Source organism: Pseudomonas sp. GL-B-26 (genome assembly GCF_019947405.1).
Classification (GTDB): domain Bacteria; phylum Pseudomonadota; class Gammaproteobacteria; order Pseudomonadales; family Pseudomonadaceae; genus Aquipseudomonas.
In genome coordinates, this window is the sequence record NZ_JAGYGJ010000007.1 from 62881 (window position 1) to 84481 (window position 21601).

General features: G+C 60.4%; 13 protein-coding genes. 4 read left to right on the forward strand and 9 right to left on the reverse strand.

Translation table 11 applies throughout. The annotated features are described in order from the left end of the window. The first annotated feature begins 66 nt into the window (after positions 1–66). Complete coding sequence (locus KGB23_RS06520; protein ID WP_223430357.1) at positions 67–564, forward strand: MgtC/SapB family protein; 498 nt, start codon at positions 67–69, stop codon at positions 562–564. Here the strand turns inward: KGB23_RS06520 and KGB23_RS06525 are convergent. After that, positions 515–724, reverse strand: a complete 210-nt coding sequence (locus KGB23_RS06525; RefSeq protein WP_223430358.1) for a hypothetical protein — start codon at positions 722–724, stop codon at positions 515–517. The two genes, KGB23_RS06520 and KGB23_RS06525, sit on opposite strands and share 50 nt — an antisense overlap. Before the next feature lie 230 nt (positions 725–954). Between KGB23_RS06525 and KGB23_RS06530 the strand changes: the two genes are divergently transcribed. The 3 genes from KGB23_RS06530 to glgB all read left to right on the forward strand — a co-directional run bounded on the left by KGB23_RS06530 (position 955) and on the right by glgB (position 8706). Further along, positions 955–2952: an alpha-1,4-glucan--maltose-1-phosphate maltosyltransferase gene (locus KGB23_RS06530; RefSeq protein WP_223430359.1), complete on the forward strand. Its 1998-nt coding sequence runs from the start codon at positions 955–957 to the stop codon at positions 2950–2952. A gap of 178 nt (positions 2953–3130) precedes the next feature. Beyond that, positions 3131–6472, forward strand: a complete 3342-nt coding sequence (gene treS / locus KGB23_RS06535; RefSeq protein WP_223430360.1) for a maltose alpha-D-glucosyltransferase — start codon at positions 3131–3133, stop codon at positions 6470–6472. Between the two features lie 2 nt (positions 6473–6474). Then, a complete protein-coding gene (gene glgB, locus KGB23_RS06540) occupies positions 6475–8706 on the forward strand; it encodes a 1,4-alpha-glucan branching protein GlgB (protein WP_223430361.1) in 2232 nt (743 codons plus the stop codon). Between the two features lie 150 nt (positions 8707–8856). On the opposite strand, the gene KGB23_RS06545 is transcribed toward glgB, so the two are convergent. From KGB23_RS06545 to treZ, 8 genes are all read right to left on the reverse strand, one after another. Next, entirely contained in the window at positions 8857–9924 is a 1068-nt protein-coding gene (locus tag KGB23_RS06545) for an autotransporter outer membrane beta-barrel domain-containing protein (RefSeq protein ID WP_223430362.1), read from the reverse strand. A gap of 427 nt (positions 9925–10351) precedes the next feature. After that, complete coding sequence (locus KGB23_RS06550; protein WP_223430363.1) at positions 10352–11152, reverse strand: endonuclease/exonuclease/phosphatase family protein; 801 nt, start codon at positions 11150–11152, stop codon at positions 10352–10354. Positions 11153–11422: 270 nt separating this feature from the next. Further along, positions 11423–12181, reverse strand: coding sequence for a PIG-L deacetylase family protein (locus KGB23_RS06555; RefSeq protein WP_223430364.1), 759 nt, complete (start codon positions 12179–12181; stop codon positions 11423–11425). A 145-nt stretch (positions 12182–12326) separates the two neighbouring features. Then, positions 12327–14486 carry a glycogen debranching protein GlgX gene (glgX, locus tag KGB23_RS06560; protein WP_223430365.1) on the reverse strand — a complete coding sequence of 720 codons (2160 nt, stop codon included), beginning with the start codon at positions 14484–14486 and terminating at the stop codon, positions 12327–12329. A 114-nt stretch (positions 14487–14600) separates the two neighbouring features. Then, positions 14601–14915: a DUF2934 domain-containing protein gene (locus KGB23_RS06565; protein ID WP_223430366.1), complete on the reverse strand. Its 315-nt coding sequence runs from the start codon at positions 14913–14915 to the stop codon at positions 14601–14603. A gap of 21 nt (positions 14916–14936) precedes the next feature. Continuing rightward, positions 14937–17723: a malto-oligosyltrehalose synthase gene (locus tag KGB23_RS06570; RefSeq protein ID WP_223430367.1), complete on the reverse strand. Its 2787-nt coding sequence runs from the start codon at positions 17721–17723 to the stop codon at positions 14937–14939. Continuing rightward, positions 17720–19798 carry a 4-alpha-glucanotransferase gene (gene malQ, locus KGB23_RS06575; protein WP_223430368.1) on the reverse strand — a complete coding sequence of 693 codons (2079 nt, stop codon included), beginning with the start codon at positions 19796–19798 and terminating at the stop codon, positions 17720–17722. The genes KGB23_RS06570 and malQ overlap by 4 nt, the downstream gene beginning before the upstream one ends. Further along, the gene (treZ, locus tag KGB23_RS06580; protein ID WP_223430369.1) at positions 19795–21594 is read right to left on the reverse strand and encodes a malto-oligosyltrehalose trehalohydrolase; all 1800 of its coding nucleotides are present in this window, start codon (positions 21592–21594) and stop codon (positions 19795–19797) included. Before treZ ends, malQ begins: the two co-directional genes overlap by 4 nt. Positions 21595–21601: the final 7 nt, after the last annotated feature.

Below are 21601 nucleotides of genomic sequence, written 5' to 3' on the forward strand. Positions count from 1 at the left end.
GTTCTGTGCAACCGATTAATGGTCGGCGCTGTCCACCCTGAAACGACCCTTAACAAGGACAACACCATGAACGCCTGGTGGCATGAGGTTTGGGTGACCCTGCAAGCGGAGTTCGCCGACATTGGCGACGCTTCACAACTGACGCGCATTACCGTGCGTTTGCTGATGGCAGCAGTGTTGGGCGGGATTCTCGGCTTCGAACGCGAGCACAAGGGCAAGGCCGCCGGGGTGCGCACCCACATGCTGGTAGCCCTCGGCGCCGCGCTGTTCGTGCTGGTGCCGCAAATGTCCGGCTCACAGGCCGATGCCATGAGCCGGGTGGTGCAGGGTGTGATCGCGGGGATCGGCTTTCTTGGCGCGGGGACTATTCTGAAAAACAACGAGGGCGACGAGGGGCACGTCAAAGGCCTGACCACCGCCGCCGGGTTGTGGATGACCGCCGCCATTGGCGTCTCGGCCGGGTTGGGGCGAGAAGCGACGGCGGTACTCAGTACGTTGCTGGCGTTGGCGATTCTCAGTGTGATGCCCAAGATCGTGAAAATGCTTGAACGCGATCCGCCGTAGGTGTGACAACCACCGGCGGCATGGTACTCGGCGGGTCTTCGCGCGGTGGCGGGGTAGTTCCGGGCGGCTCTTGCTCAGGCATAGGTTCAGGCTCGGTCGGCGGAATGGTCGGGCTGTCGATGTTTGGATCAGGTGTTTCGGCAGGGATCGGAATGCTCATAACTTCAGCCTCCAGTGGCACATGGCGTAAGTCGTGCTTAAGTGTGTTGACCACTGTGTAAAGGAATTGATTCCGCCGAAGGCCCAGGCAATTTCTCGTGAACTTTTACCGGCGCCTGTCGCTCGGAACCTAAGTGAGTTCATTCCGGGGCGGACGATCCTGCGGGATGGCTATCCTGTTACAAGCCACAGACACAAGAGCGTCCATGGGGCGTAAAGGAGAGATGCTCGATGACTGCTGAAAAACCCACAGAGCTGAACTACAACCCTCATATGCCGCTGTCGCAGGCTTTACTGCTACCGCGCATCGCCATCGAAAACACCATGCCGACCCTCGATGGCGGGCAGTTCGCCGTCAAAGCCGTGGTGGGTCAGGACGTGGTGGTGACCAGCAAAGTGTTTGCCGACGGTCACGACAAATTGGCCGTGCGAGTGCGCTGGCACGCCGAGGGTGAGGAAACCTGGCAAAGCGAAGTCATGGCCGACCTGGGCAATAACGGTTGGCAGGGTCAGTTCCGGGTCGCGCGCCAGGGCCGTTATGTGTTTTGCATCGAAGCCTGGATCGATCAGTTCGCCAGCTTCTGTTATGACCTGGAGAAAAAACACGCAGCCAGAGTGCCGATCAGCCTGGAACTGCAGGAAGGGCGGACTCAAGTCCAGCAAGCCGCCGAACGCACGGAAGGACAGCTGAGCGAGCAACTGGCAGCGCTGCACCATGAATTGTCGGGTCTGCTCGAAATCGAGCAGGTCGAGCTGTTTCTGCACCAGCGTAGCGCCGAGCTGATGACGCAAGCCGATCATCGTGCCTATTTGAGCATCAGCCCCGAATACCCACTCGACGTCGAACGGGACCTGGCGCAGTTCGCCAGTTGGTATGAATTGTTTCCGCGTTCGATCACTGACGATCCGGCCCGTCACGGCACCTTCAAGGATGTGCATTCGCGGCTGCCGATGATTCAGGACATGGGCTTCGATGTGCTGTACTTCCCACCGATCCACCCGATCGGCCGCAGTTACCGCAAGGGCCCGAACAACTCCCTGACCGCCGGGCCGGACGATCCGGGCAGTCCGTATGCCATCGGCAGCGAAGAGGGCGGGCATGAAGCCATTCATGCGGAGCTGGGCACTCGTGAAGACTTCCGGCGTCTTGTCGCAGCCGCCGCTGACCATGGGCTGGAAATCGCCCTCGACTTCGCGATTCAGTGTTCCCAGGACCACCCGTGGCTGCAGCAGCATCCGGGCTGGTTCAACTGGCGGCCGGACGGCACGATCAAATACGCCGAGAACCCGCCGAAGAAATACCAGGACATCGTCAACGTCGATTTCTATGCCACCGATGCGATTCCGAGTCTGTGGGTCGAGTTGCGCGACGTCGTGGTGGGTTGGGTCGAGGAGGGCGTGAAGCTGTTTCGCGTCGACAACCCTCACACCAAACCGCTGCCGTTCTGGCAGTGGCTGATCGCTGATGTGCGGGCGCTGTACCCCGAGGTGATCTTCCTGGCCGAAGCGTTCACCACCCCGGCGATGATGGCGCGGTTGGGCAAGGTCGGTTACTCCCAGAGCTACACCTACTTCACCTGGCGCAACAACAAGTCCGAGCTGGCCACTTACTTCACCGAACTCAACGAATCGCCGTGGAGCGAATGCTTCCGGCCGAACTTCTTCGTTAACACGCCCGACATCAACCCGGCGTTTTTGCATGAGTCGGGGCGTGCCGGATTTCTGATCCGCGCCGCGCTGGCGACCATGGGCTCCGGTCTGTGGGGCATGTATTCAGGCTTCGAACTGTGCGAAGCGGCACCGGTGCCGGGCAAGGAGGAATACCTCAATTCCGAGAAATACGAAATCCGCCCACGGGACTTCAACGCGCCGGGCAACATCATCGCCGAGATCGCCCAGCTCAACCGCATTCGCCGGCAGAACCCGGCGCTGCAGACGCATCTTGGCTTGAAGGTCTACAACGCCTGGAACGACAACATTCTGTATTTTGGCAAACGCAGCGCGGATGGCAGCAATTTCATTCTGGTGGCCGTCAGTCTTGATCCGCATAACGTCCAGGAAGCGAATTTCGAATTGCCGCTGTGGGAAATGGGCCTCCCCGACGACGCCAGCACCCAGGGCGAAGACTTGATGAGCGGTCATCGCTGGACCTGGCACGGCAAGTACCAATTCATGCGGATCGACCCGGCGCATCAACCGTTCGGGATCTGGCGGATCACCATTTCCTGAGACAGCTTTTGTGGCGAGGGAGCTTGCTCCCGCTGGGGCGCGTAGCGGCCCCAAGACAGTTTGTCAGTCACACCTCGCTAGCAGATTACGACTGCTTCGCAGCCGAGCGGGAGCAAGCTCCCTCGCCACAGGTAGGCGTTCGGCTCAGGGGCTTTACCGAATTCAACAGGAGTTTCAAATGGCGAAGAAACCCAAGGCAGCCACCTTTATCAAGGACCCGCTCTGGTACAAGGATGCAGTGATCTACCAGGTTCACGTTAAGTCTTTTTTCGACTCCAACAATGACGGGATCGGCGACTTTCCCGGTCTTATCGCCAAACTCGATTACATTGCCGATCTGGGCGTCAACACCATCTGGCTATTGCCGTTCTATCCCTCGCCACGGCGCGATGACGGCTACGACATTGCCGAATACCGTGGCGTGCATTCCGACTACGGCACCATGGCCGACGCCAAGCGGTTCATCTCTGAAGCCCACAAACGTGGCCTGCGGGTGATTACTGAACTGGTCATCAACCATACCTCTGACCAGCACGCCTGGTTCCAGCGTGCGCGCAAGGCCAAACCCGGTTCGGCGGCGCGGGACTTTTACGTCTGGTCTGATGACGATCAAAAATACGACGGCACCCGCATCATCTTTCTCGACACCGAAAAATCCAACTGGACCTGGGACCCGGTGGCCGGCCAATACTTCTGGCATCGCTTCTATTCTCACCAGCCAGACCTGAATTTCGATAACCCGCAAGTCATGAAAGCCGTGCTGTCGGTGATGCGCTACTGGCTGGACATGGGCATCGACGGTCTGCGTCTGGACGCGATTCCGTACCTGATCGAACGCGACGGCACCAACAACGAAAACCTGCCCGAGACCCACGACGTCCTCAAGCAGATCCGTGCCGAAATCGACGCCAATTATCCGGACCGCATGCTGCTGGCCGAGGCCAACCAATGGCCGGAAGACACCCAGCTGTACTTCGGTGACACCGATGCCAAAGGCCTGAACGGCGACGAATGCCACATGGCGTTCCACTTCCCGCTGATGCCGCGCATGTACATGGCGCTGGCCCAGGAAGACCGTTTCCCGATCACCGACATTCTGCGTCAGACCCCGGAGATCCCGGCCAACTGTCAGTGGGCGATTTTCCTGCGCAACCACGATGAGCTGACCCTTGAAATGGTCACTGACAAGGAACGCGATTACCTGTGGAATTACTACGCGGCCGACCGTCGGGCGCGGATAAACCTGGGGATTCGCCGCCGCTTGGCGCCGTTAATGGAGCGCGATCGTCGTCGCGTGGAACTGCTCAACAGTTTGCTGCTGTCGATGCCCGGCACGCCGACCCTGTATTACGGCGATGAAATCGGCATGGGCGACAACATCTACCTCGGAGACCGTGACGGTGTGCGCACGCCGATGCAGTGGTCGATTGACCGTAACGGCGGTTTCTCCCGCGCCGACCCTGCCAGCCTGGTGCTGCCGCCGATCATGGACCCGCAATACGGTTACCTGTCGGTCAACGTTGAAACCCAGGCCGGCGACCCACATTCGCTGCTGAACTGGACCCGGCGCATGCTCGCCGTGCGTAAGCAATCCAAGGCCTTCGGTCGCGGCACGCTGAAAATGCTCTCGCCGACTAACCGGCGGATTCTGGCCTACACCCGGGAATTCACCGGGCCGGACGGCAAGCACGAAATCATCTTGTGCGTGGCCAACGTGTCCCGTAGCGCGCAAGCAGCGGAACTGGACCTGTCGGCCTACGTCGGCATGGTGCCGGTGGAGATGCTCGGCGGTAACGCCTTCCCGCCTATTGGTCAGTTGAGTTTCCTGCTGACCCTGGCGCCTTACGGCTTCTATTGGTTCGTCCTGGCGGCGGAAAACCAGATGCCGAGCTGGCACGTGGAACCGGCGCAAAGCCTGCCGGACTTCACCACGCTGGTGCTGAAAAAACGCATGGAAGAACTGCTCGAAGCGCCCTCCCGCGGCACGCTGGAGCAGGGGATCTTGCCGAGCTGGCTACAGAATCGCCGCTGGTTCGCCGGCAAGGACGGGGCCATCGAACAGGTCAACATCGCTTACGGCGTGCGCTTTGGCGATCCGCTGCACCCCGTGCTGTTGAGTGAAATCGACGTCACCAGTGGCGGCCAGACCAGTCGCTATCAGTTGCCGTTCGGTTTTATCTCTGAAGATCAGGTCGGTGCCGCGTTGCCTCAGCAACTGGCCTTGTCTCGGGTCCGGCGCGTGCGTCAGGTCGGCTTGATCACCGATGCCTTCAGCCTCGACACCTTTGTGCATGCGGTATTGCAGGGCATGCAAAGTAATACCGTATTGCCATCCAGTGCGGGCGATATCTGCTTTGAGCCGACATGGGAACTGGCGAAACTCGGGCTGACCGGGGAATCGGAAGTGCGTTACCTGTCCGCCGAACAGTCCAACAGTTCGGTGGTGATCGGCAACAGCCTGGTGCTCAAACTGATCCGCAAGGTTGCGTCTGGCGTGCACCCGGAACTGGAAATGAGCGCGTTCCTGACTCACGCCGGTTTCCGCAATATCTCGCCGCTGCTGGGTTCGGTGGTTCGCCGTGATCCGGCGGGTGAGGAAAGTCTGTTGATGATTGCCCAAGGCTATTTGAGCAATCAGGGCGACGCCTGGGAATGGACCCAGAACAACCTCGAACGGGCACTGCGCGACGAGCTGGCCGATGCCATGTCCGAGCAGGAGCAACACTACAACGCCTTGGGCGAACTGAGAGACTTCGCCGGCATGCTCGGTCAACGTCTGGGCGAAATGCATCAGGTGCTGGCGGCGCCCAGCGACAACCCGGACTTCACCCCGAAGATCACCACCCAGAAAGATGCCCTGGCCTGCGCCAAGGACGTGGCGGCGCAATTGGAATACGCGCTGAAGTTGCTCAAACAGCATCAAAGCGAATTGAACCCGGCAGACAAAGCCTTGGTCACTCGTTTACTGGACAACAAAAAAGCCATCCTCAGTCATGTTCAGGAGCTGGGTAAAAAAGCCGTTGGTGGTCTGCGCATTCGCGTCCACGGCGACTTGCACCTGGGCCAGGTGCTGGTGATCAAGGGCGACGCCTACCTGATCGACTTCGAAGGCGAGCCGGCGCGGCCGCTGCACGAACGACGGGGCAAACACAGCCCGTACAAAGACGTCAGTGGCGTATTGCGTTCTTTTGACTACGCTGCGGCGATGGCGATTAACGTACACAACGTCGATAACACGGCCGATGCCCGAGCCGCTCGTCAACGTGTCGCTGATCGCTATTTAAATGAAGCAAGACAAGCATTTGTCGACGCTTATCGGCTGGCGGCAGCTAGTCTTGCTCATGCATGGCAAGATCCGGAAGGCGAGGACGCCGCATTGGCGTTGTTCGGCCTGGAGAAGGCAGCGTATGAAGTAGCCTATGAGGCAGAAAATCGCCCCACATGGTTGCCCGTGCCGTTGCACGGTTTGTATGGGTTATTGAGTGGGCTTAAACCCTTTTCCGATCTTGGTGGAGAGTAGTCATGAGTTTCTCGAACAAGGAACAGGGTCACGCTAAAGAAGCGTTGCTGCCCAGATCGCGGGACATCGACGCATTGGTACGCGCCGAACATCACGACCCCTTTGCAATTCTTGGCCCCCACGGCGATGGTCATGGTGGGCAATTCATTCGGGCCTATTTGCCGGACGCCTTGAGCGTGCAGGTACTGGCCAAGGACTCCGGGGAGGAACTCGGCAACCTTGAGGCCACCCAGACACCGGGCCTGTTCGTCGGGCACTTCGATCGGGCGCAGCCTTATCTGCTGCGGACCCGGTGGGCCGGCGGCGAACAGGTTTCCGAAGACCCTTACAGCTTTGGTCCGTTGCTCGGCGAGATGGACTTGTACCTGTTCGCCGAAGGCAATCACCGCGATCTCAGCGCTTGCCTGGGCGCGCAGCTGAAAACGGTCGACGGTGTCGATGGCGTGCGTTTCGCCGTGTGGGCACCGAACGCCAAAAGGGTGTCGGTGGTGGGTGACTTCAACAACTGGGACGGTCGCCGGCACCCGATGCGCCTGCGTCATCCGACCGGTGTATGGGAAATCTTCGTCCCGCGCATGCAAGCGGGGGAAACGTACAAGTACGAAATCCTCGGCACCCACGGCATTCTGCCGCTCAAGGCCGACCCGATGGCGCTGGCCACCTCGCTGCCGCCGGATACCGCGTCAAAAGTCGCTTCGCCGCTGAACATCGATTGGCAGGATCAGGAGTGGATGCAATCGCGGGGTGACCGTCATCGGGTGAGTGCGCCGCTGTCGATCTACGAATTGCATGCCGGGTCCTGGCAATGTGAGTTGGACGATTTGGGAGAAGTTGCGCGCCTGTACACCTGGCATGAGTTGGCCGAGCGGCTGATTCCTTACGTGAAGGATCTGGGTTTTACCCACATCGAGTTGATGCCGATCATGGAACACCCGTTCGGTGGATCCTGGGGTTATCAGCTGCTGTCGCAATTCGCCCCGAGCGCCCGCTACGGGTCGCCGGATGACTTCGCCGCGTTCGTCAATGCCTGTCACCAGGCTGATATCGGCGTGATCCTCGATTGGGTGCCGGCACATTTCCCGACCGATATTCACGGCCTGGCGCAATTCGATGGCACCGCGCTGTACGAATACGGTAACCCGCAGGAAGGCTTCCATCAGGACTGGGACACGCTGATCTACAACCTGGGTCGCACCGAAGTGCATGGCTACATGCTGGCCTCGGCGCTGCACTGGCTCAAACATTTCCACGTCGACGGCCTGCGGGTCGATGCCGTGGCTTCGATGCTGTATCGCGATTACTCGCGCAAGGCCGGCGAATGGGTGCCAAACCGTCACGGTGGTCGGGAAAACCTCGAAGCCATCGACTTCCTGCGCCATCTCAACGACGTGATCGATCTCGAAGCCCCCGGCGCGCTGGTGATTGCCGAAGAGTCCACCGCATGGCCGGGTGTCAGTCAGGGCACGCAACAGGGCGGGCTGGGCTTCGACTACAAGTGGAACATGGGCTGGATGCACGATTCGCTGCATTACATCCAGCAGGACCCGGTGTACCGCGCTCATCATCACAACGAACTGAGTTTCGGCCTGGTGTATGCCTGGTCCGAGCGCTTTATCCTGCCGATCTCCCACGATGAAGTGGTACACGGCAAGCACTCGCTGATCGACAAGATGCCCGGCGATCGCTGGCAGAAGTTCGCCAATCTGCGCGCCTACCTCAGTTTCATGTGGGCACATCCGGGCAAGAAGCTGTTGTTCATGGGCTGCGAGTTTGGTCAGTGGCGTGAGTGGAACCACGATCAGCAACTCGACTGGTACTTGCTGCAGTACTCGGAACACAAAGGTGTGCAGAAACTCGTCGGCGATCTCAATCGGCTGTATCGCGAAGAGCCGGCGCTGCATGATCAGGACGACGCGCCGCAAGGCTTCCAGTGGTTGATTGGTGATGATGCAATCAACAGCGTCTACGCCTTCATGCGCTGGAGCAGGGAGGGTCGGCCGGTGTTGGTGGTGGCTAACTTCACGCCGGTGCCGCGTGAGGGTTATCGCATCGGCGTACCGTTTGAAGGGCGCTGGACCGAGGTGATCAACAGCGATGCGGCCACTTACGCCGGTTCGAACTATGGCAACAGCGGCGGGGCATTTACCGAGGAAGAGCCGAGCCATGGCCAGGCACTCTCGTTGGTATTGAACCTGCCGCCGCTGGCGGTGTTGATGCTGCGTCCGGAGGGTTGATCTAACACCGAGTCGCTCCTTTCGCGAGCAAGTCGAATCGTCGCACCGCCGCTCCCACATTTGGATTGATGTCGTACACAAAACCAATGTGGGAGCGGGCTTGCTCGCGAAGGGGCCAGCCCGAACAATCAATTTCTTGAACTGAAACACTCACCACCGCATCCGCACACCCAAACTCCCAATCAACCCGTTCAAATCATTTTCATCCACACTGCTGCTGTAGTCGGCGCTGACGTAAAAACTCACGGCGGGTGTCACTCTGGCAACCAAGCCCAAACCCACTTCGACGGTCGATGAATAGCGGCTGCTGCTGATCTTCTCGACCTGATCGAGGTTCACGGTATCGCTGGTGTACACCGTGTGCCACACGTTGGTTCGCACATAGGGTTCGACCCCCATGCCGTTGATGTCGTAACTACCTTTCAACCGTGCACCGACCCGGCCGCTCCAGGACGTCAGATCGCTGGACGAGGCATTGCCTGAGCCTGCATACGGGGTGTCCAGGGTAATGCGTTGATTGATTAATTGCGCCTGGGGTTCAACTACCCAGTTATCGCTCAGACCAATGGGAAAACCACCTTCTACCGACAGCGTCACCGCGCTGCCCTCGGTCACTTGTCGGGCGCCCTGGTCATTGCGGCTAAAGCCGTTGACCCGGCCGCCGCTGGCCGTCAAGTCCACGTGCCAGCCCTGGGGCCCGGTCAGGCTCCAGTAAGCGCCGAGGCTCTGGCCTTCGAGGTTGAGGGTGTCGTGGCTGGGGTCAGCAAGGGCGCGACCGGTCAGCAGCCCGTTGCTGTCGCCTTGTAACTGAGTCATTCCGCCGACCAGTCCGACCCGCTGGGTATGACCGCTACCGCTTTGCAGAGTCAGGATCGCCGGACCTTTGAATTCGCTACTGCCAGGGATAGCAAACCCCTGAGCCAGAACATCGGTTTGCGCCTGCCGCGAAGCCTGTCCATACATCTGATCCCAAGCCGAAGGCGCAGCGTCCTCGATGGTCAGGTGTGAACTTCGTGTATCCGATGCAGTGCTGAAGTGGCCGGGGGTGGTGAAAGTGACGGCGGGTAAGGTCATGAGCGGAACATCCTGACGGTACCAAGGCGTGGTTGCATCCTCTGCCGGCCCTGCCTGTACCTCCATGGACGAGCACAGAAGGAGTGAACTCGAGACAGCACAAAAAGTGACTTTGATCTCTTGTGGGGTGAATGAAGTTTTCATGGAGGTCTACCTTGCAATCGCATGCCGAATCTCGCTCTGGCGTCTCTCCTACCCCGAATGAGGGGCGACCGAATGTAGTGGGGCAAGCCGCTGGCCGCCCGATTTTGCGGGTGTCTTGGGGTTTGCCCCTAGTGTATTTCCGGGGGTAGTAATGTGTAGCTAAGAAGACCGATGCCACTGCGTCAAGAAAATGAACGATGAGCGGTATGGCTAATTTGGTCGATGCAACTAATTGTTTTTTGGCGTTTATCTAAGTTCTTGTTTGTACGAAAAATCATCGCGAAACCCGCGAATCAGAGGCGTTAGTCAGCCGACAGTCGGTCTTCTGGCCGCCTCTGTTCAAGCAGTGGCTGACTGATTCTCGCTGTTTGTTACTGTCAATAATGAGGCTGAAACCGAACATTCGTTTCGGCTCGTGGTTGAACCGCTACAGGTGCACTTCCACCGCCAACGGCAAATGATCCGACAAATGCGTCCAGGGTTTGTGCCCCAATATTCGCGGTTCATGACTGCTGGCATTGCGCAGATAAATCCGGTCCAGACGCAGCAGCGGGAAGCGCGCCGGATAGGTTTTCGCCGGGCGACCGTGGTGGCGCTCGAAGGCTTCATGCAGGTAGTCACGACGGGCGAGGGCGGTGTTGCCTTGCAGCTGCCAGTCGTTGAAGTCGCCGGCGATGATCACCGGCGCATCGTCGGGCAAGGATTCGAGCAGTAGGCAGAGTAGCTGGAGCTGCAACTGGCGATGGCTTTCCAGCAGACTCAAGTGCACGCAGATCGCGTGAACTTCAGTGTGGCCCGGTACATCCAGAACGCAATGCAGCAGGCCGCGGCGTTCGGGGCCGGTGATCGAGACGTCGAGGTTGCGGTGTTCGCGGATCGGGTATTTCGATAACAGGGCGTTGCCGTGGTGACCGTTGGGGTAGACCGCGTTACGGCCGTAGGCGAAGTCGCTCCACATGCTGTCGGCCAGGAACTCGTACTGTGAGGTCAGCGGCCAATCGTTGTAGCGAGTGGAATGGCGGTCGTGTTCACCGACGACTTCCTGCAGGAACACCAGGTCCGCCGACGTACTGCGTACCGCTTCACGCAGTTCCGGGAGAATGAAACGTCGGTTGAGTGCGGTAAAACCCTTGTGGGTGTTGACCGTCAGCACTCTCAGTCGATGAATCGCCGGGGGCGTGTTCAATGGAGATGATTCGACGGCCTGCCACTTGGAATCACTGGTCACGTTCACTCCTCTGAATCTGGACTGGTTATGTATGCGACTGATGCAGTGGCGGGCAGTTCAGAGTGATTCGTCGCAAGCAGCCCTCACACCAAAATGTAGCAGCCTGTAGCAGCTGTCGAGCCTGCGAGGCTGCGTTCGGCTGCGAAGCAGTCGTAAAACCCGGCAACGCGGTGTGTCAGGCAAACTCCATGCTCTGGATAGACGGCTGCTTCGCAGCCGAACGCAGCCTCGCAGGCTCGACAGCTGCTACGGGCTGCTACCAGCGCTACGTCAGACGAATACAATTTCGTAGGGCAACCGTATCCGCTCCAGAAGCACCGGGGGCAGCAGCGGGGCGAGGCCGATGGCCGGTTCGCCGTCGAGCTGGCTGGCATAGGCGTGGGTGGCGTGGCTTTTGCGCGCGACGGTCCAGGTGTCCAGGCGCACCTTGCGCGCGCGATGCCAAGGGATGAGCCCTCGATCACGCGTTGGCCAGTGCCAGGCCCAGACCGGTATTTCGTTGAACGCCGCCCCGACCATTGCTGCAGCCTTGGCGCTGGCCCGACCAACGGCGTCATGGTCAACAATGCCATCCTCGCGCCAGGTGCTGAACACCACATCCCCGGGACGTAAATAACGGGCAATGAATTGAGTCATCTGAAATTCCCGTTCGGCCAGGGCGTTGTCGGTGAAGCCGCCACGAATCCATTTGAGGCTGTGCATCGGCAATCCGAGCCGGCGCAAGGCTTCTAGGCTTTCCTGGGGGCGGAACACGCTCAAGCGTTTCTCCGACCATTGTTGCGAGCCCGGATGGCTGGCGCTGCCGTCGGTAATCGAGATCAATTGCAGGGGATGACCCAGGGCGCTGAGCAGCTGCAGCAGGCCGCCGCAGGTCACGACTTCATCGCCGGGATGGGGGGCAATCAACACAGCGCGTGCGCCGGCAGGAACCAGGGTCTGAGTGCTGATGACAGGAATGTTGTCCAGTTGCGGGGCGCTGTTCCAGATTTGTACGGGCGGGCTGCTTTCACTGATGGAGACTGATTTCATGGCTACGTCCTTGTTCACGTTGATAGCAATGTGCGGCGCTCCAAACCCTGGATTGCCGCGAGCAGAGTATTGCTCATGTCACGCTATTCGTCGCCTCGATGTTCCATTCGTTACGTTTTAGGGCTGGAATCCCTCAAGGTTCATTTCACTCTTCTTCCTCACGCTGCAATTCGAACAGCAGCAGCGAACGGCCCGTGACCGAATATTCGTGACCGAACTCGAAGCGTTCCTGACCCCGAATCGACGGTTGATTGGTATCGATCATGCAGGTCCAGAAACCGCCGTCAGGCACTTCTGGAAGCAGGAAATTGACGATGTCGTGATGCGCGTTGACCACCAGCAGCAGGGTGGCGTCCGCGCCCTTGCGGCGAATACCGGTTTCCTGGGCGCGGCCATCCATCAGCATGCCGAGGCAGCGGCCATGGCCTTCCTCCCATTGTTCGTTGGACATTTCGCTGCCATCCGGCGCCAGCCAGGTGACGTCCTTGACGCCAATGTCCTCGTTGTAATTGCCCACCAGGAACCGACCGCGACGCAGGATCGGGTAGGCCAGGCGTAACTTGATCAGGCGTTTAACGAACTTGAGCAGGGCTTTGCCGTCTTCGCTCAGGTCCCAATTGACCCAGCCGATCTCGCTGTCCTGGCAATAGGCGTTGTTGTTGCCTTCCTGGGTGCGGGCGAATTCGTCGCCGGCCACCAGCATCGGCGTGCCTTGGGACAGCAGCAGCGTGGCGAAGAAATTGCGCATCTGCCGCTGACGCAGCGCATTGATCTCGGGATCGTCGGTCGGGCCTTCGACGCCGTGGTTCCAGGACAGGTTGTTGTTGCTGCCGTCCTGATTGTTCTCGTCGTTGGCTTCGTTGTGTTTGTCGTTGTACGACACCAGGTCGTTAAGGGTGAAACCGTCGTGGGCGGTGACGAAATTCACCGAGGCATACGGCCGCCGGCCACGCTGATTGAACATCTCGCCGGAGGCGGTCATGCGACTGGCGAAGTCCGCCAGTTGGCCGTCGTCGCCTTTCCAGAACGCACGCACGGTGTCGCGGAACTTGTCATTCCACTCGACCCAGCCGGGCGGAAAGTTACCGACCTGATAACCACCGGGGCCGCAATCCCAGGCTTCTGCAATCATCTTCACCTGACGCAGCACCGGGTCCTGACGGCAGGCCACCAGGAAGCTGTGACGTTCGTCGAAGCCATCGTGGTAACGCCCGAGAATGGTCGCCAGGTCGAAGCGGAAACCGTCGACGTGCATTTCCGAGGCCCAGTATCGCAGGGAGTCGGTGACCATTTGCAGCACGCACGGGTGACTCAGGTCCAGGGTGTTGCCGGTGCCGGAATCGTTGATGTAGAAGCGCTTGTCGTCGGGCATCAAACGGTAGTAGGAGGCGTTGTCGATGCCGCGCATGGACAGGGTCGGGCCTTGTTCATTGCCCTCGGCGGTGTGGTTGTAGACCACGTCGAGGATCACTTCAAGATTGGCTTCGTGCAGGTGCGCAACCATCTCCTTGAACTCGGCGATCTTGCCGCTGGCCAGGTAACGCGGGTCGGGGGCGAAGAACGCGAGGCTGTTGTAGCCCCAGTAATTGGTCATGCCTTTGTGCAACAGATGCTGGTCGTTGACGAAGGCATGAATCGGCAGCAATTCCACCGTCGACACCCCAAGCTTGCGGATGTGTTCAAGCACGTCATCGACCATCAACCCGGCGAAGGTGCCGCGCACGTTATCGGGGACGGAGGGGTGACGCATGCTGAAACCACGCACGTGAGTCTCATAAATGATGGTCTTGTCCCACGGCACGCTGACCCGATGGTCGTGTCCCCAGGTGTGGGCCGGGTCGATCACCTTGCACTTGGGCACGAACGGCGCGCTGTCGCGTTTATCGAAACTGAGGTCGGCCTCGGGGTGGCCGATGGTGTAGCCGAACAGGGCTTCTGACCATTTCAACTGGCCGACCAGTTGTTTGGCGTAGGGGTCGATCAGCAGTTTGTTGTGGTTGAAGCGATGACCGTTCGCCGGGTCGTACGGGCCATAGACACGGTAGCCGTAGATCATCCCAGGATGCGCGTCGGGCAGGTAGCCGTGGTAGATCTCGTCGGTGTATTCCGGCAGTTCGATGCGTTCCAGTTCGACCTCGCCGGCATCATCGAAAATGCACAGCTCGACCTTCGTGGCGTTGGCGGAAAACAAGGCGAAGTTGACCCCCAGGCCATCCCAGGTCGCGCCCAGCGGGAAGGGCAAGCCTTCACGGATTCGCGAGGCCTCGACCTGAGGTTCTGGCGCGGCTTTCTTCGGACTGGTCATAGGTGCTCCTGCAAAGGGGGGACAGTTCTTGGCTCTGGTTTTTTTTGAGGGCGAGCGAGCCCTCGGTGGCGAGAAAACTCGCCACGAGGTCAATCAGGACACAGGTGAGAGGCGTCAGACAGCGGGCGGTTTACGCGCTGCTCGAGGCTTTTTCTCGTTGGCTTTTTCGCCCGGCGGGATGACCTTGGAGGCAGCGGCGGGCTTGGCTTTGGTTTTTGGCTCCGCTGCCTTGCCATTGGCTTTGCTGGCCGGGGCCTTGGCGGCGGCTTTGCTGCCAGCGGCTTTGGGCGATTTACTCGGTGCCAGGGCTTCGGCTTCAGCCAGTTTGCGAGCCATCTCCCAGTGGCGGGCTTCCTGACCCTCGGGTTTTCCTTCCGATTCCCAGATCTGATAGGCGAATTCGCGGATGCGTTTATCGTTTGTGCTCATCGCAATGCTCCTGAACTGAACTCAAGTGTGGGTAGTTTGGATAAAAAGATTGATCGGGAAATCCACTAGCGCGTCGCTGATGTTCAGCTCCCTTTGGTGTGTGACTGTTGTGCTTGAAAAAAGTCCCTTCAAATTTTCATCAGGGGCGGTGAACGGTAATTTGACCCGTGTATCGCCCCACAGCGGCGCGTCAATCCGGGGATCGGCACTGTTTTTCAGCAGTTCGGCGCAGCGTATCGGTACGATCACGATGGCGCGTTTTCCTTCCAGCGAGCGAGCAAATGCGAGCACCCGGTGAGCCTGGCTGCCGACGACTTCAAGGGCTTGATACGTCCCTCGCCGAAACAGCTCGGTGTGCTCGAGCCGTAGGTTCAATACTTGTGCGATCAGCGCTTGTTTAATGCGCCCGTCCCGCCAATTAGCCAACAATTCGGGCAGTTCCAATGACGTCTGGATCGACTGCTGTCGGCTGGTGTAATCCACCGGCCGGCGGTTGTCAGGATCGACCAGCGAGAAGTCCCAGTACTCGTTGCCCTGATACAGGTCCGGCACCCCCGGCACGGTCATTCGCAGCAAGGTTTGCGCCAACCCATTGAGGGCGCCGGGGACGGCGATGCTCTTGGCTGCTTTGCCGAGGGCCGCCCGTAACAATTCACCTTCGGGGCTCAGAAGCAGACGTCGCAAGAATTGCTGAACCGCTTGTTCGTAAGCTTCGTTTGGCGCGCTCCAGCTGCTTTGCAACTTGGCTTCGCGCAAGGCTTTCTGTTGCCACTGCCACAGGCGTTGAGTGTAGTTCTCCAAGGCTGCTTGATCGTCACTGCGCATATCGAGCGGCCAGCTGCCGAGGATCGCTTGATAGAGGATCAACTCATCGCCCGCAGTCGGCACCTGGTCGTCGTCGCGCAGGGGGCGGGCGAGGGTTCGCCAGAACGGGACTTCCTCGGCGTACCAGGCACTGCGCTCGCTTAGCACCGCCAGGCGCGCGCGAGTGTCTTCGCCGCGTTTGTGGTCGTGGGTCGCGGTGGCCAGCAAATTGTCGGGGAAGGCTTCGAGACGGTTGATGCAAGCCGCATGGAAATCGGCCACCGGCGCGCTGAACTGCTCGGTGCTGAAGCCCACGTCATTGCGCGACAGCAACGTCGCTGAACGATAGAACGCGGTGTCTTCCACAGCCTTCGCCGCCGCCGGTGACGTCAGTTGCTGAAAACGTACACAGGCATGCTTGAGCACCTTGCGCGGCCGGCCCAACGGGCGTTTGCGCCATGATTCACCGCCCAGCCAGCGGGCCAGGCAATCGAGCACCGGCCAGTCGGCCTCGCCGAGGGTTTGCCTGGCACCGTCCATGGCTTGCTGGAAAAACACATCGTCTTCAGTCGAACGTCCACGCGGGCTGACATAGGTGCGGTACACCGGGAAATGCACGATCAGTTCCTGCAACGCCCGACGAATCGCACCGAGGGTCAGGTCGCGGGTCATCAGGTCATCCCGGGCCACTTGCAACAGCGCCTGGGCGACGCTTTCAAAGTCGCCGGCGAGGGAGCCGTTGAGGATCTGCTGGCGGGCCAGTTGCGCTTCCTGACGGAAATCGGCGGGCCGTTCGCTGTAGCGATTCCACAGTTCGCCCAAGGTGTCGGCGCCTTCGGGCGCGTGTTGCAGCAGCGACAGCTGATTCATGAACTCGTAACCGGTGGTGCCATCCACCGACCAGTCACGGTGCAGGGTTTCACCTTCGCCGAGGATCTTCTCGACGTAGATCGGCAGGTGCCGATCCGGCGATAGGCTGTCGACCCGCCGCCGCAATTTGCGGCAGTAACCCCGAGGGTCGGCGAGGCCGTCGATGTGGTCGATGCGCAGACCGTCAACCAGCCCTTCAGCCACCAGTTCGAAGATTTTCGCGTGGGTGGCTTCGAACACGGCAGGACGTTCGACCCGCAGGCCGCCCAGTTCGTTGATATCGAAAAAACGCCGCCAGTTGATGTCATCCGCCGCCGTGCGCCAACTGGCCAGGCGATAGCTTTGGCGTTCAAGCAACAGGTGCAGGCGCTGGAAACCTTCGGCGGTGAGTGAGTCGTAAGCGCTGAGGTTGTGCTGGATGGCCTGCAGAATCGCCGGATCGCCGGCCAGTTCACGCAGCTCTGTTTTCAGCGGTATCGCCAGACTGTGGGCGTCGGTCTGGTAGCTCAAGGTGCTGAAACGATCTGCCAGCGACTTGAGCGATTCGGCGCTCAGTGGGTCATCGGTCCTGAGCAGTTCGCCGTAATTCGTCGGGCAGATCGGGAAGTGATGCTCATAGTGCTCAACATAAAACGCACCCTTTTGCGCATCGAAGCGCAGGGGCAGGGTGCCGTCCTGCAAGGCGATGCCGTAGTCGCTGCCGAGGAAGGGCAGCAGCAACTGGCCTTCCATCAACGGGTCGGGTGAATGCCACTGGATATCGAAGAATTCGCCGTAAGGACTCAGGCGTCCCCATTCCAGCAAATCCTGCCACCAGGGATTATCGCCACCGCCGACGGCCATGTGGTTGGAGACGATGTCGAGGATCAGCCCCATGTTCAGCTCGCGCAATGCGCTGACCAAACGCCGCAGCGCCGCTTCGCCGCCCAACTCCGGGTTGACCGTGGTCGGGTCCACGACGTCGTAGCCATGCATGGACCCGGCGCGGGCACTCAGTAGCGGTGACGCATAGACATGGCTGATGCCGAGGCTGGCGAAGTACGGCACCAGCGGCACCGCATCGTCCAGCGTGAAGTCTTTATGGAACTGCAGCCGCAGGGTGGCCCGCAGCGGTTGGATAAGCGTTTGCTTCATTGGTCACGCTCGGCCGCCTGAAGCCGTGCACAGGCGAGCAGTTCCAAGCGTCGGGCGGCATCCGGGTCATCGAGCAAGGCTTCACTGTCGCCGGGCAAGCGTCGGGACCAGTTGGGGTGCGTGTCGGTGGTGCCGGGCAAGTTGGCCTGCTGCTCGATGCCCAGGGCATCTTCCAGCGGCAGCAACACCAGCGGCGCACGGGTATGACCGAGGAAACGTATCGCGGCGTCGAGCACCTGATCGGTTTCATGGGACTCTTCGCGAAAGTTCTGCGGGTCCTCGCTCAACACCCGGCGCAGGCCTTCACGCTCGCGTTCGCGGTGGTGGCGCCATTCGATTTCACCCGGGGCGTCGACCAGCCCCAGTCGGGCGTTCCAGTCAATATCACGGCCATGCCACCAGCCATTGAGCGTTGGCAGGTCATGGGTGCTGGTGGTCGCGAGGGCGTTGTCCGGCCAGTCGAGAATCGGTTTGAAGTGCGCGTTGTCCTGTTCGAACAGCAGCACGCGCATGCCGAGGATCGAACGGGCGATGAGCTTTTCTCGCAGACCGTCAGCCACAGTGCCAAGGTCTTCACCGAGGACGATGGCCTGATGGCGATGGGACTCGAGGGTCAGCAAACGCAGCAGGTCGTCCACCGGGTAATAGAGGTAGGCACCGTCGGCGGGTGATGCGCCATTGGGGATCACCCACAGCCGTTGCAGGCCCATGACGTGATCGATGCGCAGACCACCAGCGTGGGCAAAATTGGCGCGGAGCATTTCGATGAAGGCACGAAAGCCGTTGCGTACCAGACCTTCGGGCGAGAACGCGGAAATCCCCCAGCCCTGACCGGTGCGGTTGAGAATGTCCGGTGGTGCGCCCACGGTCAGCGAGGCGAGCAATTCGTCCTGACGACTCCAGGCCTGACTCCCACCGCCATCGGCACCCACCGCCAGATCGGCGATCAGGCCAATGCTCATGCCGGCGCTGCGGGCGGCGGTTTGTGCGCGTTCCAGGCAGCGGGTGATCAGCCATTGGCAGAAGGCAAAGAAGCCGATGCGCCCGGCGTTCTCTTCGGCGAATTCGGCCAGGGCCGCGCTACGCGGGTTTTGCCATTGCTCGGGCCACTGCCGCCAGTCGAGGCTTTCACCCTTGGCAGCGCGGGTTTCTTGAATGGCTTCAAAGCGGCAGTGGTTTTCCAGGGCTTCGCCAGCAGCGTGGCGGAAGCTGCTGAAGTCGGCATGCAACGGGTGTTCGCCCTGCACAAACCCTTCGTACAACGCCTGCAACAGGCGATGTTTGGCTTCGGCTGCCACGGGCCAATCAATCAACGGCAAGGCTTCGAGGTGCTTGAGTTCTGCCGCCAGGCCGGTTGCATCAATCGCGGTGCGCATCGCTCGATCACCGAGGATGGCACCCGGAGCGGCGTACAGGCTGTTGAGAAACAAGCGGCTGGACGGCGAATACGGACTGTAACGTTGGGTGTCGCTGCCGAACATCGCATGCAGTGGACTGATTGCCAGCGCTTCAGCGCCGCGTTCGCCGGCCACTCGGGCCAGGTCTTCCAGCGCCTGGGTATCGCCAAAACCGCCGTCGCCCGGACGACGCAGCGAGTACAGCTGCACGCTCAGGCCCCAGACGCGCGGGATCGGGCTGTCGACGGCATCGCCGACGCTGTAGCAGCGTGTCGGTGCCACGGCTAAGGTGAATTGCTGTCCGTCGATGCTGACGTGCTGATAACCGACCGGGATCAGGCCAGGCAGTATCGCCTCGGCATCCAGTTTCAGGTTGAGTCGCGAGCCATCTTCAAGATGGATTTCGCACGGTGTTTCGGGCTCAAAGTAATGCCCCAGGCTGAGGCCGACACCGAAGTCTGCAGTCAGCAGCGGCGGCAGGTGTCGGGTCTGTTGCACCTGCTGCAGTTCCTGCAGGCTGGCGTCGATTTCCTGGGCGCTGCCGGCCGGGTGGCCGAGTCCGGTGAGGACGTTACGCAACACCGATGGAGCGACTTTCTGTGGGCGGCCGTTGGCGTCTATCCAGTCGACAGCCAGGCCAGCTCGGCTGGCCAGTATTTCCAATTGCGCATCGCTCATGGGCGCTCTCCATCCGGGGGTAGCAAAGGGGCTGCGGCCGTGAGACTGACTAGCGCGCAATACGGGGCGAGGGTGCCCTGATCCAACAGACCGGCTGACTGTGGCGGGTATTCGAACAACAACAACGAAGCGTCGGCCTGTGGGGTGTGGACCACAGGCGTGTCGCTGAGGTTCAGGTCAATGCGCAGCTGACTGCCATCGCCCAGTCGCCAGCGCGCCGTTACTGCGCCTGTTCCCAGCACCTCGGCGCCCAGTGCTTGAGCGCCGGGCAGGCGAGGAATGATCTGCTGATGGCGGATCTGCAGCAGTTGGCGATACAGATCGTGCATGGCGGATTGTCGGGTTGATGTCAGCTCGGGGCGTGAAGCCTCAAAGGTCTGGCGCGCATTGGGGTCGGAAATCTGCTCGCGTTTGTGCGGATCAGCAAACGCGCTGAACGCTGCAAACTCGTTACGTCGTCCCTCGCGGACCCGCTCCGCCAGCTCACCGTGATGGCTGGTGAAGAACAGGAACGGTTGCTCGGCGGCGAACTCGTCGCCCATGAACATCAGCGGGATCATCGGTGACAACAGCAGTAATGCCGTGGCTGCCTTGAGCGCATCGGGGTTGGCCAGTTGATGCAGCCGTTCGCCCAAGGCGCGATTACCGATCTGGTCGTGGTTTTGCAGAAACAGCACGAAAGCACTGGGCGGCAAGTGACCGCTGGGCTCGCCACGGGTTGTACCGTGACGGGTCACGTGGCCTTGAAACACGAAGCCCTGGCTCAGGCAGCGGGCCAGTTGTTCAGTGGGGTTTTGCGCATAGTCGGCGTAATAGGCGTCGGTTTCGCCGGTCAGCAGCACGTGCAAGGCATTGTGGCCGTCGTCGTTCCACTGCGCGTCGAAGCCTTCTTCCAGCAGGCTGGCCTGGTTGTGTTCGTTTTCAACGGTCAGCCAGACATGCCTGGCCGGATCGGTTTGCTGGCGAACCTTTTGCGCCAGTTCCTGAAGAAAGTCAGGGTCTTCGATGGCGTGTACCGCGTCCAGGCGCAAGCCATCGAAGCGGTACTCAAGCAACCACATCAGCGCATTGTCGATGAAGAAGTCCCGCACCTCGCGCCGCCGGAAGTCGATGGCTGCACCCCACGGGGTGTGCTTGTCTTCGCGGAAGAAGCCCTTGGCGTAGCGATGCAGATAATTGCCGTCCGGGCCGAAGTGGTTGTAGACCACGTCGAGAATCACCGCCAGGCCATGTCCGTGGGCGGTGTCGATCAGGTGTTTGAGTTGTTCGGGAGTGCCGTAGGAGGCTTGGGGCGCGTAGGGCAACACCCCGTCGTAGCCCCAATTGCGATCGCCGGGGAACTGCGCCAGCGGCATCAATTCGATTGCACTGATGCCCAGCTCCACGAGGCGCGCCAGGTGCTGCTCGACTTCGCTGAAGCCGCCGAGCGCACCGACGTGCAATTCGTAGATTACCGCCTCATTCCACGGCCGCCCGAGCCAGGCGCTGTGTTGCCATTGATACGCAAGTGGATCGACCACCACGCTGTGGCGGTCGATATCACCGGCCTGCGCGCGGGAGGCCGGGTCGGGCACCTCCAGCTCACCGTCGATGTTGTAGCGGTAACGTGTGCCGGCGGGGCAGCGGGTGTTGATCACGAACCAGCCATCTGCCTGGGGCAGGAGTGGCAAGGACTGTCCATCTTCCAGTTCGACACTGACGTAAAACGCATCTGGCGCCCACAAGGCAAAACGCGTGTGCTCTGCGTCCAGCATGATTGCGCCGTGGGGCCAGGTCTCAAGGGTCCGTAACGGCATCTATGAA

Coding starts and splice junctions, on each gene's coding strand:
- KGB23_RS06520 (WP_223430357.1), top strand. CDS start 67: ATGAACGCCTGGTGGCATGAGGTTTGGGTGACCCTGCAAGCGGAGTTC.
- KGB23_RS06525 (WP_223430358.1), bottom strand. CDS start 724: ATGAGCATTCCGATCCCTGCCGAAACACCTGATCCAAACATCGACAGC.
- KGB23_RS06530 (WP_223430359.1), top strand. CDS start 955: ATGACTGCTGAAAAACCCACAGAGCTGAACTACAACCCTCATATGCCG.
- treS (WP_223430360.1), top strand. CDS start 3,131: ATGGCGAAGAAACCCAAGGCAGCCACCTTTATCAAGGACCCGCTCTGG.
- glgB (WP_223430361.1), top strand. CDS start 6,475: ATGAGTTTCTCGAACAAGGAACAGGGTCACGCTAAAGAAGCGTTGCTG.
- KGB23_RS06545 (WP_223430362.1), bottom strand. CDS start 9,924: ATGAAAACTTCATTCACCCCACAAGAGATCAAAGTCACTTTTTGTGCT.
- KGB23_RS06555 (WP_223430364.1), bottom strand. CDS start 12,181: ATGAAATCAGTCTCCATCAGTGAAAGCAGCCCGCCCGTACAAATCTGG.
- glgX (WP_223430365.1), bottom strand. CDS start 14,486: ATGACCAGTCCGAAGAAAGCCGCGCCAGAACCTCAGGTCGAGGCCTCG.
- KGB23_RS06565 (WP_223430366.1), bottom strand. CDS start 14,915: ATGAGCACAAACGATAAACGCATCCGCGAATTCGCCTATCAGATCTGG.
- KGB23_RS06570 (WP_223430367.1), bottom strand. CDS start 17,723: ATGAAGCAAACGCTTATCCAACCGCTGCGGGCCACCCTGCGGCTGCAG.
- malQ (WP_223430368.1), bottom strand. CDS start 19,798: ATGAGCGATGCGCAATTGGAAATACTGGCCAGCCGAGCTGGCCTGGCT.
- treZ (WP_223430369.1), bottom strand. CDS start 21,594: ATGCCGTTACGGACCCTTGAGACCTGGCCCCACGGCGCAATCATGCTG.